The following is a 15,716-nucleotide window of genomic DNA, read 5'->3' as shown; positions in this document are numbered from 1 at the left end:
CCCGAGCACGATGTCGGTGGCGGGGATTACGGTGACGCCATGACCAGCACACCGCTTCACCATTCACTCGACTATGTCGAACTCGTCGTCGCAGATCTCGACGCCGCGAAGCGCTTCTTCGCCGACGCGTTCGGGTGGGCGTTCAAGGACTACGGCCCAGGTTATGCAGGGATCCTCTCGCCGCGCAGCGACGGCAGCGAGGTCGGTGGCCTCATGCGTGCCGAGGAGCCGAGACCCACGGGCGGACCACTCGTCCTTCTCTATTCGGACGACCTCGACACCACCAGGGACGCGATCACCGCGGCCGGCGGCGCGATCCTTCAGGAGCCATACGCATTCCCGGGCGGGCGTCGTCTGCATTTCTCCGACCCGAGCGGGAACGAGCTCGGGGTCTGGTCCGTGAGCTGACTCAGCGCCTGTCCCCGGCGTACGCATCTGCGAGTTGGTGCCGCAACCTCTCACGCGCGCGGTGATACCGGCTGCGCACCGTGGCTGACTTCAGACGGAGGACACCCGCGATCTCCTCGAGCGACAGGCCGTCCCAGTGCAGAAGGGTGATGATGTCGCGATCCGTCTCGCCGAGCGCACGGAGCGCGTCGTGGAGTTCGTCGAACGTGGGAGCATCCGCGAAGCCGGGACGGGGCTCGGTGCACAACTGACGACGAAGACGTTCCGCGAGAGCATGTCGGCGCGCGGCACTGCGCCGGTGGTGAAGAAGGATGTTCCGTGCGATGCCGAACATCCAGGGACGGATCTCCTCGTCGCGCGCAGGGAGGGCGTTTGCACGCCTCCACAGGGTGAGCAGGGTGTCGGCGAGAAGGTCGGCGGCCATGTCAGGAGGTTCGACGCGTCGCACGAAGTAGGCAAGCAACGCGGGGGAGTGCATCGTGACCGCCCGCTCGACGCGCCGTCGCTTCTCATCAGCGCGCGCGCTCACGGCGTATCCACCCGGCAGCTGAGACCCATGGCACCGATCGCGACGGTGTCGCCGCTCTCGCCGAGAGTCAGAACGCCCGGTATCGCCTCTCTCGTCATCTCCACGAGTTCGGGATACAGCTCGTTGCCCACTCGGAGTTCGCTGTCGGGGTCATCAGCGACGACCGAGCCGCGATCGTAGAGGTCCTGACCGAATCCGACCCAGTCGCGCGCCCGGATCGCGGCATCGAGTGCGGCGAGATCGCCCGCGCCCGTGTTCCGCAACTCGACGTAGCCGCCGCAGACCTCGACATGCCCTTCATCGGTCGTGTACTCGATGGGGATCCGAATACTGCGCTCGAACCCGTCGGGGAGACTCACCCAGGGCCAGACGGCGAGCTGAGCGGTGGTGATGCTGGCAGCGCCTGTCAGGGCCACGGTACCGGCGACGATCACCGGCATCAGCCAGCGCGGCCGTGGCATATGCCCGCGACGTAAGCGGTCGGGCTTCGTCACAGACGCCAGCGCCGTCGCCCCTGAACCCACTGAGGGCGCAAGAGGGGCGATCGAGTCCGCCAACAGCTCGTCGAGCTCGCGTTCGTTCATGGTCACTCCGTTCGTTCCTCTGCCAGTACATTCCCGGCAGAGGGCGAAACGTTGCACGGCGTCACTGCGACAATACGAGAGTGACTCTCACCCCGGCGATGCCGCAATTGCAGACGCGTCGACTGACCCTGCGTCGTCAGACGGTGGCCGATGCGCCGGTCTTCCACCGAATGTGGACCGAGCGCGACGAACGGGTGCCTTCCCATCGGAGGCTCGACGACGAGGGACATCCCGATGTGCAGGAGATCGCCGCGCACATCGCCGCGGCGGGGGAGGAGTCGTGGCTCCAGACTGCGCAATGCGCGTCGACCGGCGAGGCGATCGGATACTGCGGACTCGTCTTCGGCGGTGCGGTTGTGGGCGATGAGCCCGAGCTGGCATTCGAGTTCCTGCGGGCCGTGCACAACAACGGCCTCGCCACGGAAGCTGCCGAGGCCGTGCTGAGATGGACCGACGAGCTCGGACACCCGCGGGTGTGGGCCGGAGTCTGGGAATGGAACCTCGCATCTCGAAGGGTGCTCGAGAAGCTCGGATTCGAGGAGTCGGGGGAGGAGCGCCCACCCTCGGCGTATGGACGCAACCTTCTGATGGTGCGGAGGAGTCCAGACTCACCGCTGTCAGCGATGGGCGAACGGAGGACCACGATGACGCACACCGTCCGCGCAGGGGTCGCGGCAGACGTCGGGCCCTGCGTCGATCTCTGGGTCGAGGCTCTGCGCCACCGCGACGGTCAGGTGGACGCTGCTCCCGTCGCCGAACGCACGAGGGCGCTCTTCAAGACGCCGCTGCTCAGGTTCGCGATCGCGGGGGAGCCGCTCGATGGTTTCGCCGTCTCGACCACGAAGGGGAAAACCGGGCAGACGGCAGTGTTGGAGCGGCTGGCCGTGCGACCGAGTGCCGCGGGGCGCGGGATCGGACGCATCCTGCTGCATGACGCCTTCTCCGCAGCGAGGGAGGGCGGGTATCAGCGCGTCGAGTTGGCTGTACGCACGGGGAATCCGGCCGTTCGGCTCTACGTACGGGAGGGGTTTCGCGCGGTGTCCACTCCGATCCCGCACCCGCTAGGAGGAGAACCGATGGTCACGTACTCTCGCGATCTCTGAAAGCCCGCGGTGCGACAGGCGTTCCTGGCGCCGACCTTCGCCCTGAGGGACCACGGGTGCGTCATCGAAGTGAACCATCCAGGCGTGAACCTTCGTCCTACCGGAGCCGATGGGAACGGGCGATCCATCGCCGTCGAGGCCTGAGTCGCTCCGGGGAACCGGAGTGGGAGGTGCAGGTGCCTCGGCGAACGCCGCTGCGCCCGGTGGGAGAGTGTCCTTCACGATTCATACTGACATAATGTGCATTATCGGATATCCCGGAACCGCGCTGGTTCCGTGGCCGGTGCCACAATCAGAGCATGACAGACGGTTCCTCCTCCATCACGCTGTGCTGCCTTCTGTGGGCGCGACCAGGACACGCGACTGACTTGACGGCGTATGAAGACAGCGTCCTGGCGTTGCTCGCTGACCACGGTGCGACCGTCTTGCATCGCGTCGTGACGATCCAGGACCCCAGCGCAGCCGACGATCGGCCGGACGAGGTCCAGACGTACAGTTTTCCGAATCAGGCGGCGCTGGATGCGTATCTGTCCGATCCGCGTCGCCGGGATCGATCAGGCGAGCGGGATCGCGTGATCGCACGCACGGTGTTGTTCCCCGTCGATCTGCACGGCGACTGACGGATCCCGGCGCCGTGCGCCCACCCTCACCGCACCCCGCTGTCTGCGCTCCTACGCGCCGACGTAGGCTGCGAGGTGCTCCCCCGTCAATGTCGATTTTTGGGATACCAAATCCGCCGGTACACCTTCGAAGACCACCCTTCCACCGTCGTGGCCGGCCCCGGGACCGATGTCGATGATCCAATCGGCGTGCGCCATGACCGCCTGGTGATGCTCGATCACGATCACGGTCTTCCCGGAGTCGACGAGACGATCCAGCAGACCGAGGATCTTGTCCACGTCGGCGAGGTGGAGCCCGGTGGTCGGTTCATCGAGCACGTAGACATCCCCCTTCTCCCCCATCTGGATGGCGAGCTTTATACGTTGGCGCTCGCCCCCGGAGAGAGTCGAGAGCGGCTGTCCGAGCGACAGATACCCGAGCCCCACGTCCTCCATCCGCCCGAGGATCGCCGCAGCCGCAGGGAGTTTGGCCTCACCGTCTCCGAAGAACACCCGCGCCTCGGACACCGGCAGATCGAGCACCTGCGTGATGTCCTTGCCTGCCAGCTTGTACTCGAGCACTCCGGCTTGGAAGCGCTTACCACCGCAGTCCTCGCACGGCGTCTCGATCGTGTCCATGAAGCCGAGCTCGGTGATGATCACACCAGCGCCCTTGCAGGAGGGACATGCGCCCTCCGAGTTCGCGCTGAACAGGGCCGGCTTCACCCCGTTGGCCTTCGCGAACGCCTTCCGGATCGGCTCGAGGAGGCCCGTGTACGTCGCGGGATTGCTTCGACGGGAGCCCTTGATCGCTGCCTGGTCGATCGCCACGACGCCCTCGCGCTTCGACACCGACCCGTGGATGAGGGAGCTCTTGCCTGATCCTGCCACCCCGGTCACCACGGTCAGGACACCGGTCGGAATGTCGACGTCGACGTCCTGCAGGTTGTTCGCTGAGGCCCCTCGCACCTCGATCCGTCCCGTGCCCGCGCGCACATCGTCCTTGAGTTGCGCACGGTCGTCGAGGTGATCACCTGTCTTCGTGCCGCTGGCCTTGAGGCCATCGACGGACCCTTCGAAGCAGATCTCTCCGCCGCCGCTCCCCGCCCCGGGGCCGAGATCGATGACGTGGTCTCCGATCGCGATGGTCTCCGGCTTGTGCTCGACCACCAGGACGGTGTTGCCCTTGTCCCGCAGCTGCAGCAGCAGGCCGTTCATCCGCTGGATGTCGTGCGGGTGCAGTCCGATCGTCGGTTCGTCGAACACGTAGGTCACGTCAGTCAGGGACGATCCGAGATGGCGCAGCATCTTGATCCGCTGAGCCTCTCCCCCCGATAGGGTTCCCGACGGGCGCTCCAGGCTCAGATAGCCGAGGCCGAGCGTCACGAACGCATCCAGGTTCGCACTGAGCGCCTGCAGGAGCGGCCCTGCTCCTGGGAGATCGAGTCCGCGGACCCAGTCGGCGAGGTCGGTGACCTGCATCCGGCATGCATCGGCGATGCTCACTGCGTCGATCTTGGAAGAGCGCGCCCCCTCGGTCAGGCGCGTCCCGTCGCACTCGGGGCACACCGCGAAGGTCGCCACCCGCTCGACGAAGGCGCGGATGTGCGGCTGCAGCGCGTCGAGATCCTTCGACAGCATCGACTTGGTGATCTTCGGGATCAGACCCTCATAGGTCATGTTGATCCCCGAGATCTTCACCTTGGTCACCTCGCCGTACAGGAACAGGTGGCGCTGCTTCTCCGTGAACTCGGCGATCGGCTTGTCCCCCGGGTAGAACCCCGACTGCGAGAACCCCTTCACCATCCAGCCGTCAGCGGTGTAGCCGGGAACCATGATGGCACCCTCGTCGAGCGACTTCGACTCGTCGACGATCTGAGCGAGGTCGAGGTCCGAGACCGCTCCCCTCCCCTCGCAGCGCGGGCACATGCCACCGAGGTAGATCGCGTCCTTCACGATCTTCTTCTCGCCGCCGTGGCCGGTCATGACACCGCTCGCCCGCTGCGTGGGGATGTTGAACGAGAACGCCGTCGGGCCGCCGATGTAGGGCTGTCCGAGCTTGCTGAACAGGATGCGCAGCATCGCGTTGGCATCGGTGACGGTGCCGACGGTCGATCGAGGGTTGGCGCCCAGCCGCTCCTGGTCGACGATGATCGCGGTGGTGAGCCCCTCGAGGACATCGACATCCGGCCGGGGTACAGACGGCATGAAGCCCTGCACGAAAGCGCTGTACGTCTCGTCGATCATCCGCCGGGACTCGGCCGCGATCGTGTCGAAGACGAGCGAGCTCTTCCCCGAGCCGGACACTCCCGTGAACACCGTCAGCCGCCGTTTCGGTATGTCGACGCTGACGTCCTTCAGATTGTTCTCGCGCGCGCCCTGCACGCGGATCATGTCGTGGGTGTCAGCGGGGTGCGCGTCGACGGTCATGGCGTCCTTCGATGTCTCGGGTGAGGCTCAGGCCTGGTTGATACGGAGCAGATTGCCCGCGGGGTCTCGGAAGGCGCAGTCACGCACCCCGTACGGTTGGTCCATCGGCTCTTGGACGACGTCTGCCCCGCCCTCGACGAGGCGATCGAAGAGTTCGTCGACGTCGTCGCTCGCCAGCGTGAGCGCCCCGTAGCTGCCCTTGGCGATCAGCTCGAGGATCGTCTGGCGCTCGACGTCGGTGATGCCGGGGTCCGTCGCCGGCGGATGCAGGACGATCGATGTCTCCGGTTGCCCTTCTGGGCCCACCGTGAGCCAGCGGAGACCGTCGTAGCCCACATCGTTGCGCACCTCGAAGCCGAGGGTGTCCCGGTAGAAGGCGAGGGCAGCGTCGGCGTCGGTGTGCGGCAGGAAGGCGTAATGGATGCTGATCTTCATGGTGTTCACGTTAGGTGCGCGTCGGTGCGCGGCGCTTCTCGATTCCTGATCGGTCTGGTGACCTGTTTGGCCTGGAACGCCGGGATCCCCTCGACATTCGCGGCGCGTTCACGGTACACGCTGGGTGCGACACCGACCAGTTCCGAGAATCTCGTGCTGAAGGTTCCGAGCGAGGAGCAGCCGACTTCGAAGCAGACTTCCGTCACAGAGAGGTCCCCTCGTCGCAGCAGAGCCATCGCGCGCTCGATCCTCCGCGTCATCAGATACGAGTAAGGCGACTCACCGTACGCGTCGCGGAAGCGCCGGCTCAGGTGGCCGGCCGACATGTGCACGCCGCGCGCCAACGCCTCCACGTCGAGCGGCTTGGCGTACTCGCGGTCGATGCGGTCCCTGACCCTGCGCATGATCGCGAGTTCGCGCAGGCGGGAGTCGTCCGGGACTGTCACGAGTCGATCCTGCCATGTCGTCACGTGTCCGCACATGACTTGGAGAAACGCGGGCGAAGTCTCCTCCCCATCCCGGCCCACGAGGGCGCTACCCTGAGGGGGCATCCTCACAGGATCTTTTCAGAAAGGGGTCCCCAACCATGTCTGAACCACTCAACGAAGCCAAGTCCCTGTTCAAGTCGATCCGCGTCACGCTCGCCGTCGCGGGCGTGCTGGCCCTCCTCGCCGGCATCGTCCTCCTCGTGTGGCCGGTGAAATCCGCCGTCATCGTGACGGCGATCTTCGCGTCCTACCTGGTGATCGCCGGTCTCGTCTACATCGGTCTCGGCATCTTCTCCAGCGCCAAGGGCGGGTGGGCCCGTGTCGGTCACATCGTCCTCGGGCTCCTCTATGTCGTCGCCGGCGTCATAGCCTTCTTCAATCTCAACGTCGCCGCGGCGACGCTCGCATTCGTCGTCGTGATCTTCATCGGCGTGAGCTGGATCGTCGACGGCGTGGTCGCCCTGACGCTCCTCGGCAGCGACGGCTCGCGCGTGTGGACGGTGCTCTACGCGATCCTCAGCATCATCGCGGGCATCATCGTGCTGTTCTCGCCGATCATCGCCGGATTCGCGTTCTGGCTGCTGCTGGGTATCTCGCTGGTGGTGCTCGGGATCATCCAGATCGTCCGTGCGATCACGATCGGCAAGGATGAGAAGGAGTACGTCTCGGCCGTCCAGGGCGGCGCCGCGAGCTGACCGCAGCCTCGACGAAGGGATCGGCCCCGTTCCGCATCGTGCGGGACGGGGCCGATCCCCTTTGTCACGGGGCCTACTCAGCGGCGAATGCGCTCACGTCTCCGACGAGACGGGTGTTGTCGGAGGGCACCGGCTCGACTGTGGCCTTGGCGACCTCTGCCGCGAACTCGGAGACGTTGTAGAGCTTTCCCGCGGACTCGCGACGTTCGGCGATAGCACCGGGATTCGCCCGCTCGAGCAGAGTGGCTGTGATCGTTCCTTCGATCATGTCGCCGGAGACGACGGTGAATCCGATCCCCTTCTCCGCCAGCCCGGGGATGAGCTCGCGCAAGGCGTCCTCCCCTGCGCGCTTCGAGAGAGCGACGGGCTCGTACTCGGGCATCGTCGGCGTCGTGCGGATGAAGTGCGCCTGGTGGCTCGTCACGAACACGACGCGAGCACCGTCACCGAGCAGCGGTGTCGCGGCGTCGAGGACGTTGAGCTGTGCATCGCGATTCAGCGTGAGGGCGTAGTCCTCGGCCATGCCCGATTCCATCCCGCCCGACGCATTCAGCACCAGGACGTCGAGGCGCCCGTACTCCGCACGGATCGCGTCGAACATCTCCGCCACGGAAGCGGGATCGGTGAGGTCTGCGCCGACCACCAGCGCGCGCCGACCGAGCTCGCGCAGCTGCGCGGCGAGCTTCTCCGCCCGAGGCGCCTTGTTCCGGTAGTTGATCACGACGTCGGCACCGGCCTCAGCGAGGTAGCGGACGGTGTCGGCGCCGATGCCCCGCGATGAACCGGTGACAAGGGCGACCTTGCCGTCGAGGGATCCTGCGGGAAGAACGTCGGTCACGGTGACTCCTCATGATGCGTGAAAAAGCCGTGATCGCACGGCCCCCTCACACTACCAACCGCACGTTGCGGCACCGCGATCAGCACCCTCGTGCGTGATACGTTGACCACAAAGGAGGCCGCATGGACAACTTCGCGACATTCGTCACGTTCATCGACCAATGGGCTTGGATCGGCTGGCTGGTCCTGATCGCCGTCTTCCTCGTCATCGAGATGCTCTCGCTCGACTTCACGTTCCTCATGCTCAGCTTCGGCAGCGTCGTCGGGCTCGTGACCGATCTCCTCGGCGTGCCGGTGTGGGTGCAGGTGATCATCGCCGCGGCTGCGGCCGCCCTGTTCATCCTCTTCCTCCGCCCGCCTCTCATCAGGCGGCTCCATCGCGGCGAGGACCCCACGAAGTCCAATGTCGATGCCCTCCTCGACCTGAGAGGGATCGCCTTGAGCGAGATCACGCAGATCTCGGGGCAGGCGAAGCTCGCCAACGGCGACACCTGGACCGCGCGCAGCTCGACCCCCGTCCCCATCCCTGCAGGCGCGCCGATCGCCGTGAGCGTGATCAACGGCGCGACCGCCATCGTCCGTCCCGTCAACGACTAGGAGTACCACCCATGGACGACGCCTCGTTCATCCCCGCTGCGATCGGATGGATCCTCGCGATCGCGGTGCTCATCTTCGTGGTGGTCACCGTCGCGCGTGCGATCCGGATCATCCCGCAGGCCACCGCCGGCGTGGTCGAGCGTCTCGGTCGTTACCACAAGACGCTCACCCCCGGTCTGAACCTGCTGGTGCCGTTCATCGACCGTCTCCGGCCGCTGATCGACATGCGCGAGCAGGTCGTATCGTTCCCTCCGCAGCCCGTCATCACCGAGGACAACCTCGTCGTGTCGATCGACACCGTGGTGTATTTCCAGGTCACCGATGCTCGCGCCGCGACGTATGAGATCGCGAACTACCTCGGTGCCGTGGAACAGCTCACCACCACCACGCTGCGAAACGTCGTGGGTGGGCTCAACCTCGAAGAAGCGCTGACGAGCCGGGACAACATCAACGGGCAGCTCCGCGTGGTGCTCGATGAGGCGACCGGCAAGTGGGGAATCCGCGTCGGCCGAGTAGAGCTCAAGGCCATCGACCCGCCCATCTCCATCCAGGATTCGATGGAGAAGCAGATGCGCGCAGAACGTGATCGTCGCGCCGCGATCCTCACGGCCGAGGGAACCAAGCAGTCCGCGATCCTCGAAGCGGAGGGTGCCCGTCAGGCGGAGATCCTCCGCGCAGAGGGAGATAAGCAGGCCGCCGTTCTTCGCGCGCAGGGTGAGGCAGAGGCGATCCAGAACGTCTTCAGCGCCATCCACCAGGGCGAACCGGACGACAAGCTCCTCGCGTACCAGTACCTTCAGATGCTGCCGAAGATCAGCGAGGGGCAGTCCAACAAGCTGTGGATCATCCCGAGCGAGCTGACGGAGGCTCTCAAGGGCATCGGCAGCGCCTTCACGCCCAAGCCGGGCCAGGGCCCGACGAACACGCTGCCGGGCGCGTGACGCACCCGTACTTCTCCAAGGCACGGCACCCCCGAGTCCTCGCCCACCGCGGTCTGATCACCACGGGGGCGAGGACTCCGGTGTCTGGGAGAACTCGGCGGCCGCGTTCGGGGCCGCGCACGCCGCGGGCGCCGAGTTCATCGAGACCGACTGTCAGGTGACCGCGGACGGTAATGTCGTGCTGTTCCACGACGCTACGCTCCATCGGCTGACCGGCGACGCCCGCGCCGTTCGCGAGGTCGGCACGCGGGAGCTCCGAGCGACTTTCGCGGATCACGGAGGTCTGCTCACAGTCGAGGAGGCTCTCGCGTCGTTCCCTGAGGTCAGATTCAACATCGATGTGAAGACCCCGGCCGCCGCCGAGCCCCTCGGTCCGGTACTCGCCGAGCACACCCACCGCGTCCTCGTCACCAGTTTCGCCGACACCAACCGCCGCGCGACCCTCGATGCCGTGCGAAGAGCGGGCGCCTCGCTCCGGCCGGCGACCTCCGGTGGCAGTCGCACGATCGCAGCATTACGGGCGTACTCTGCTCTGCACCTCTCCCCCGCGGGAGTCCTCCGCGAGATCGACGCGCTGCAGATCCCTGAACGCCACTCGGGCATCAGAGTGCTCACGCCTGCCCTCGTGCGGGCCGCACACCGGTTCGGGGTCGAGATCCACGTCTGGACGGTGAATGATCCCGACGACATGCGCCGACTCGTGGGATCGGGTGTGGACGGGATCGTCACCGATCGTGCGGACGTCGCCGTGCGCGCCTTCGCCGCCCTCTGACGCCGACGCGCCCCATAACCTCCGGCGCTGGGATTCCGCTGTGAATTCCGCCGAGAAGCCGCCCGCGTGGATGAAGCGCACAGGCTGGAGCGTTATACCTGACAGCGACGAGAGGACCACAAAATGGCAGATCGCAGCCTGCGCGGCATCCGACTCGGCGCCCAGAGCCTACAGAGCGAAGAGGGCGTCGTTTTCATGGAGCGCCGTGAGACCACCTACACCTGTGACACCTGCGGCCACGTCACGAACCTGATGTTCGCGGCGGACGCCGAACCGCCCCAGACCTGGGAGTGCCGCGCCTGCGGCGCAGAAGCACGCCTGAACGTCGACGGCCAGGCCGTCACGCTCGAAGCGAGCGATGAGAAGGCAGCACGCACGCACTGGGACATGCTCATGGAGCGTCGCACGCGCGCGGAACTCGAAGAGCTTCTCGAAGAGCGACTCGCTTTCATCCGCGCCCGCCGAGGCGCAGGAGAAGACCCCACCCGCGAGAAGATCGGGGCTTAGCCCCTCCGGGCGCGCCACCACCCGACGACCAACGCGCCCAGCCCACCCCACAGCAACAGCTGTTGGACCCAGGGCCCCAGAACCACACCAGCCGTGAGGCCGGAGCGGAGCTCGACATCCTCGAGCATCGCCCCGGCCTCGCCTGCGTCGAGGCTCGTCACCGTGGTGCCGTTCGCGCGGATCACCTGGCTGGTGCCGACGGTCGAGACGTTCACGACGCTGCGTCCGGTCTCGATCGCGCGCATCCGTGCGAAGGCCAGCTGCTGCAGGTTCTCGTCCGTCCCGCGGAAGTCGGCGTTGTTCGTCTGGAACACCAGCACTTCCGCGCCGTCACGGAGACCTTCCCAGATCACATCGTCGTAGATGACGTCGAAGCAGATCGCCAGTCCGATGGGGACACCATCGACTTCAACGGTCGGCGGGTTGGAGCCCGGCGTGTATTCACGCTGGATGAGACCGATCAGGTCGGGCGCCAGGGCGTTGAAGAAGGCGCGATCCGGGACGTACTCTCCGAACGGCACCGGGTGCCTCTTGTCGTGCAGCTGATCCGCTGTGCCGTCGTCCTGCCACAGCATCGACGTGTTGAAGTACAGCCCGTCCCGGCCGGTCGCCGCGTTGGCGAGCACGGGCGCGCCGATTCGGTTCGATACCAGAGTCAGGCGCCGACCCATCGAGTCGTCCTGAAACGGGTCGCTGTCGAGTGATCCCTCGGGCCAGACCAGGAGATCCACATCGTCCCCGTACAGCGGAACCGTCGCCTCGGTCTGGGCGTCGACCACAGCGAACGGCTCGCGTTCGTCGAAATACCCGGTCGGCCCGTTCCCCTGCACCGCCGCGATACGCATGGATCCTGCAGAGGCCGTGGGGTACAACGGGGTGAGCAGCAGAACCGCCACGAGCACGGCGGGAGTCACCAGCAGCAGCGGCCGACGCCACGCCCGCAGACGCACAACCTCGACCGCCATCGCGACGAACAGCACCATGAGGAAGCTGAGACCACTCACTCCCAGCCACGACGAGATCGGCGCGAGCGGACTCTGGGCCTGGCTCATCCCGATACGGGCCCAGGGGAAGCCTCCGTAGGGCCAGGAGCCGACGAACAGCTCTCGCCCCACCCAGAGGGCCGCCACAGTCGCGGGAAGCCCCAGAAGGCGTCCCGCGGTGCCGGGGAAAGCGCGGGGCAGCCAGCGGTAGGCCAGCGCGATCGGAATGAGGCCGAGCGCCGTGAGGGTGCCCTCCACGACACTGAGCGCCGCCCACGGGATCGGGCCGAGGTAACGGGAGGTCCAGGAGACCAGAAGCGCGAAGAACACGATGCCGTACACGAGTCCGACCAGTACCGCTCCCCCGAGACGTCGTCCGATCAGAGCGATCAGCAGGAGCGCCGTCGCCGGAAACGCCAGTACCCAGACGGCCGCGTCCGGGTAGGCGAAGTCCATCGTCACGGCGGAGAGGGCGGCGCTCAGGACCGCAGCCCACAACGGCAGGATGGCGCGCTGCGGCGCTCGGGAGTCCGGCATCGTCATCCTTCTCACATCGACGAGTACGCCACGATGCCGCGCCGGACACCGTCGAGCGCGCTGCGGGCGGTGCGGGCGAGTGCCGCGTCTTCCGCGACGATCGAGAGCTGATCGAGCAGATCGATCGTCTGCTTCGCCCAGCGCACGAAGTCGCCTGCCGCCATGTCGGCATCGATCAGTACCCGATCGAGCATCCCGCCACGCGCCCAGCTGTGCATGGCACCGGCAAGACCCGCCGCGAGTGGTTCGCTGCCGGGGAGATGATGATCCTGCTCGAGGTCGTCGAGCTCGGCCCAGAGCGTCGTGGTCTTCTCATAGGCGGAACGGAACGCCCCTCGAGGAAGGCCTCGCTCCCCCGAGTTCGCCTCGTCACGTCGAGGTTCGTACACCAGGCAGCACGCCATCGCTGCGAGCGACGGGGCATCGAGGCCGGCCCAGAGTCCCTGTCGAAGTGATTCCGCCACGAGGAGATCTCGTTCGCCGTAGATTCGCCGCATCGTGCGTCCGGCATCCGTCAAGATGGTCTCTCCGTCGTGCTCGGTGAGGTATTGCAGACTCTCGAGCACCTCCACGACGCGGTCGAAGACCCGAGCCACCGTTCCGGTGCGGGTCTCGATCTGGCGCCGTGTCCGATCGGTCTGACGCTTGAGCTTCCAGTACCTCTCGGCCCACCGGGCATGCGCCTCGCGATCGGGGCAGCGATGACACGGGTGACGCTGCATCTGCGTGCGCAGAGTCTGGATACGCTTCATCCGCTTGTCCCGCGAGGCCCTGGGGGCGCTGCTGTCCTGGCGGTTCTTCTTCTCGAGGTCGCTCAGCTCGCGACGGATGGCCGCGTACTCGGGGAAATCCCCGCGCTCGCACGCCATCGCGCTCTGGTAGCCGGCGAGGGACTCTTCCGCCTCGCGAACCTGTCGCGCCAGCCCGACGACGGCGCGATCGGCCTGGAACTGCGCGAATGACGATTCGAGGATCTGCCGTGCTCTGGCTTTGCCGAACATGTCGATCAGGTTCACGGCCATGTTGTAGGTCGGCCGGAAGCTCGAGTTCAGCGGATACGTGCGACGTGACGCGAGTGCGGCCACGGCCTGCGGGTCCATCCCCTCGGACCACTGCACGACCGCGTGCCCCTCGACGTCGATCCCCCGCCGCCCCGCTCGTCCGGTGAGCTGGGTGTACTCCCCCGACGTGATGGCGACCCGCGCTTCGCCGTTGAACTTCTCCATCTTCTCGAGGACGACGGTGCGTGCCGGCATGTTGATGCCGAGGGCCAGCGTCTCGGTGGCGAAGACCACCTTCACGAGCTTGCGCTGATAGAGCTCCTCGACGACCTCTTTGAAAGCGGGAAGCAGGCCGGCATGGTGCGAGGCGACACCGCGCTCGAGGTTGTCCAGCCACTCCCAGTATCCGAGGACGTCCAGGTCCTCATCCTGGAGCGTCCTGGTGCGCTCCTCGACGATCGCGCGGATCTCCGCGCGCTCCTCCGCCGACGTCAATCGGAGTCCCGCACGCCGCACCTGCTGCACCGCCGCATCGCAGCCCACACGACTGAAGATGAAGAAGATCGCCGGAAGCAGGTTCGCTCGTTCGAGCAGGTGCACGACCTCCGGTCGGTCCATCCGCTCGATGCGACGGGCGTTGGCTGCGCGGACCGGTCGCCGACCGCCGCGCGACGGTCGCTGAGCCTGACGCCCCGCGTGCCTGGCGCTGCGGTACGACTGCGTCTGACGGTTGCCGTCGTAGTTCGAGCCGGTCGACGACCGGATGCGCATCAGTTCCTGATTGACCTGCGCGGTCGCGAGCCCGGCGCGGTCGTCGAAGAGAGGCAGGAGGTCGTCCCGCACGAGGACGTGCTGCTCGAGCGGCACGGGCCTGATCTCCGAGACGATGACCTCGGTGTCGCCGCGTACCGTGTCGAGCCAGTCGCCGAACTCCTCTGCGTTCGAGACCGTGGCGCTCAACGAGACGAGTCGCACCCGCGGGGGAAGGTGGATTATGACCTCTTCCCACACAGCCCCTCGGAACCGGTCGGCGAGGTAGTGGACCTCGTCCATGACCACGAACCGCAGGTCGCGGAGTGCCGTGGAGTCGGCGTAGATCATGTTGCGCAGCACCTCGGTGGTCATCACCACGATGCGCGCGTTGCCGTTGATGTTCGTGTCGCCGGTGAGCAACCCCACCTGATCGGCACCGTAGACATCGACCAGTTCGCGGAATTTCTGGTTCGAGAGCGCCTTCATCGGAGTCGTGTAGAACGCCTTGTCGTTCGGCGTCTGCATCGCGAGATGGATGGCGAACTCACCGACGATCGTCTTGCCGGCGCCCGTCGGTGCGGCCACGAGCACGCTGCGCCCGTTCTCCAAGGCGTGGCATCCCGCGATCTGGAAGGGATCGAGTTGGAACTTCTGCAACGCCGCGAAGGCCGTCGACTCCGGATGCTCCGCTGACTGCTGCGCCTGCGCGTACCTGTCGGAGGGCGAGCTCATACCGGATCCGGCAGTAGCCCGGTCGCCTCGTCGCGCTTGCGCTTGCGTCGGTCGAACAGCAGCGAGAGTCCCGCCGCTGCGAAGAAGAGCACGATCAGGATCCCTGCGAGCATCAACATGCTGACGACGTCGGCCGCAGGGGTCGCGAGCGCCGCGAACACCGTCGCGATGATGATCGCGATGCGCCAGCCTTTGAGGATCGCGCGTCCCGACATGACTCCGGCGAGGTTCAGTGCGACCAGGAACACGGGGAGCACGAAGGAGACGCCGATGACGATCATCAGCTTGAAGACGAAGTCGTAGTACTCCTGCGCATAGTAGAAGTTGGTCGCCCCGTCTGGCGTGAAGCTCCACATGAGTTCGATGACGTGAGGCATGATCATCACGCCCAGGTAGCAGCCGGCGAAGAAGAGCGGGACTGCGGCGACCACGAAGCCGATCGTGTACCGGATCTCCTTGCGGGTGAGACCCGGCATGATGAACGCCCAGATCTGCCAGAGCCAGATCGGTGCCGAGATGAAAAGGCCGATCGAGAACGCGATGCGCATGCGCATGTCGAAGGCCGCCGTGACGGTGCCGAAATTCAACGCACTGAAGTCATCGCCGCGCTTCTCGGTGATGATGCGGATCGGCTCGGTGATGAAGTGGATCACCGGATCCGCCACGATGAACGCGACGACCATGCCGACGACCAACGCCAGCGCCGCATACATCAGGCGCTTGCGCAATTCGACGAGATGCGCGCCGAGCGACATCCGCCGATCCCGCTCCGCCTTCGGCATCAC

Annotated in this window: 16 protein-coding genes and 1 pseudogene; 8 read left to right on the top strand and 9 right to left on the bottom strand. The window is 66.2% G+C overall.

The window, feature by feature from the left end:
- Positions 1 to 39: 39 nt before the first annotated feature.
- On the top strand, positions 40 to 408 hold the full coding sequence (locus tag G4G29_RS09980; RefSeq protein WP_183152697.1) for a VOC family protein: 369 nt from the start codon (positions 40 to 42) through the stop codon (positions 406 to 408).
- A 1-nt stretch (position 409) separates the two neighbouring features.
- Here the strand turns inward: G4G29_RS09980 and G4G29_RS09975 are convergent, their stop codons facing one another.
- Together G4G29_RS09975 and G4G29_RS09970 are read right to left on the bottom strand one after the other, a co-directional pair.
- Positions 410 to 937 carry a sigma-70 family RNA polymerase sigma factor gene (locus G4G29_RS09975; protein WP_202045627.1) on the bottom strand — a complete coding sequence of 176 codons (528 nt, stop codon included), beginning with the start codon at positions 935 to 937 and terminating at the stop codon, positions 410 to 412.
- The gene (locus G4G29_RS09970) at positions 934 to 1,521 is read right to left on the bottom strand and encodes a hypothetical protein (protein ID WP_183152696.1); all 588 of its coding nucleotides are present in this window, start codon (positions 1,519 to 1,521) and stop codon (positions 934 to 936) included. Before G4G29_RS09970 ends, G4G29_RS09975 begins: the two co-directional genes overlap by 4 nt.
- A gap of 80 nt (positions 1,522 to 1,601) precedes the next feature.
- Here G4G29_RS09970 and G4G29_RS09965 point away from each other — a divergent pair, with 80 nt between their 5' ends.
- Both G4G29_RS09965 and G4G29_RS09960 read left to right on the top strand, forming a co-directional pair.
- Positions 1,602 to 2,624, top strand: coding sequence for a GNAT family N-acetyltransferase (locus G4G29_RS09965; RefSeq protein WP_183152695.1), 1,023 nt, complete (start codon positions 1,602 to 1,604; stop codon positions 2,622 to 2,624).
- 299 nt (positions 2,625 to 2,923) lie between these two features.
- Entirely contained in the window at positions 2,924 to 3,244 is a 321-nt protein-coding gene (locus G4G29_RS09960) for a hypothetical protein (protein ID WP_183152694.1), read from the top strand.
- A gap of 51 nt (positions 3,245 to 3,295) precedes the next feature.
- On the opposite strand, the gene G4G29_RS09955 is transcribed toward G4G29_RS09960, so the two are convergent.
- From G4G29_RS09955 to G4G29_RS09945, 3 genes are read right to left on the bottom strand one after another with little or no spacing between them, the layout of a single operon-like run.
- The gene (locus G4G29_RS09955; protein ID WP_183152693.1) at positions 3,296 to 5,653 is read right to left on the bottom strand and encodes an excinuclease ABC subunit UvrA; all 2,358 of its coding nucleotides are present in this window, start codon (positions 5,651 to 5,653) and stop codon (positions 3,296 to 3,298) included.
- Positions 5,654 to 5,680: 27 nt separating this feature from the next.
- Positions 5,681 to 6,088, bottom strand: coding sequence for a VOC family protein (locus G4G29_RS09950; RefSeq protein ID WP_183152692.1), 408 nt, complete (start codon positions 6,086 to 6,088; stop codon positions 5,681 to 5,683).
- 5 nt (positions 6,089 to 6,093) lie between these two features.
- Positions 6,094 to 6,570 (bottom strand): helix-turn-helix transcriptional regulator, encoded by a 477-nt coding sequence (locus G4G29_RS09945; RefSeq protein ID WP_183152691.1) that lies wholly within the window; start codon positions 6,568 to 6,570, stop codon positions 6,094 to 6,096.
- A gap of 104 nt (positions 6,571 to 6,674) precedes the next feature.
- On the opposite strand from G4G29_RS09945, the gene G4G29_RS09940 reads away from it, so the two are divergent.
- Positions 6,675 to 7,271, top strand: coding sequence for a DUF308 domain-containing protein (locus G4G29_RS09940; RefSeq protein ID WP_183152690.1), 597 nt, complete (start codon positions 6,675 to 6,677; stop codon positions 7,269 to 7,271).
- Between the two features lie 73 nt (positions 7,272 to 7,344).
- On the opposite strand, the gene G4G29_RS09935 is transcribed toward G4G29_RS09940, so the two are convergent.
- A complete protein-coding gene (locus G4G29_RS09935; RefSeq protein WP_183152689.1) occupies positions 7,345 to 8,109 on the bottom strand; it encodes an SDR family oxidoreductase in 765 nt (254 codons plus the stop codon).
- Positions 8,110 to 8,231: 122 nt separating this feature from the next.
- On the opposite strand from G4G29_RS09935, the gene G4G29_RS09930 reads away from it, so the two are divergent.
- The 4 genes and pseudogenes from G4G29_RS09930 (at position 8,232) to G4G29_RS09915 (ending at position 10,925) form a co-directional block, all read left to right on the top strand.
- Complete coding sequence (locus G4G29_RS09930; protein WP_183152688.1) at positions 8,232 to 8,705, top strand: NfeD family protein; 474 nt, start codon at positions 8,232 to 8,234, stop codon at positions 8,703 to 8,705.
- Between the two features lie 11 nt (positions 8,706 to 8,716).
- Positions 8,717 to 9,646: an SPFH domain-containing protein gene (locus G4G29_RS09925; RefSeq protein ID WP_183152687.1), complete on the top strand. Its 930-nt coding sequence runs from the start codon at positions 8,717 to 8,719 to the stop codon at positions 9,644 to 9,646.
- 118 nt (positions 9,647 to 9,764) lie between these two features.
- Positions 9,765 to 10,418 (top strand): annotated as a pseudogene (locus tag G4G29_RS09920) (glycerophosphodiester phosphodiesterase family protein); the annotation flags it as partial.
- A gap of 123 nt (positions 10,419 to 10,541) precedes the next feature.
- The gene (locus tag G4G29_RS09915; RefSeq protein WP_029263398.1) at positions 10,542 to 10,925 is read left to right on the top strand and encodes an RNA polymerase-binding protein RbpA; all 384 of its coding nucleotides are present in this window, start codon (positions 10,542 to 10,544) and stop codon (positions 10,923 to 10,925) included.
- On the opposite strand, the gene lnt is transcribed toward G4G29_RS09915, so the two are convergent.
- Genes lnt through tatC form a run of 3 tightly spaced genes read right to left on the bottom strand, consistent with a single transcriptional unit; the run spans position 10,922 to position 15,686 of the window.
- Positions 10,922 to 12,445 (bottom strand): apolipoprotein N-acyltransferase, encoded by a 1,524-nt coding sequence (gene lnt / locus G4G29_RS09910; protein ID WP_183152686.1) that lies wholly within the window; start codon positions 12,443 to 12,445, stop codon positions 10,922 to 10,924. The genes G4G29_RS09915 and lnt overlap by 4 nt on opposite strands.
- Before the next feature lie 11 nt (positions 12,446 to 12,456).
- Positions 12,457 to 14,931: a DEAD/DEAH box helicase gene (locus tag G4G29_RS09905; RefSeq protein ID WP_183152685.1), complete on the bottom strand. Its 2,475-nt coding sequence runs from the start codon at positions 14,929 to 14,931 to the stop codon at positions 12,457 to 12,459.
- Entirely contained in the window at positions 14,928 to 15,686 is a 759-nt protein-coding gene (tatC, locus tag G4G29_RS09900; protein WP_183152800.1) for a twin-arginine translocase subunit TatC, read from the bottom strand. The genes G4G29_RS09905 and tatC overlap by 4 nt, the downstream gene beginning before the upstream one ends.
- Between the last annotated feature and the right edge of the window lie 30 nt (positions 15,687 to 15,716).

The organism is Microbacterium sp. Se63.02b (assembly GCF_014171575.1).
Taxonomy (GTDB): domain Bacteria; phylum Actinomycetota; class Actinomycetes; order Actinomycetales; family Microbacteriaceae; genus Microbacterium.
The sequence above is the reverse complement of the archived record's forward strand: the minus strand, read 5'-3'. Positions and strand labels throughout refer to the sequence as shown.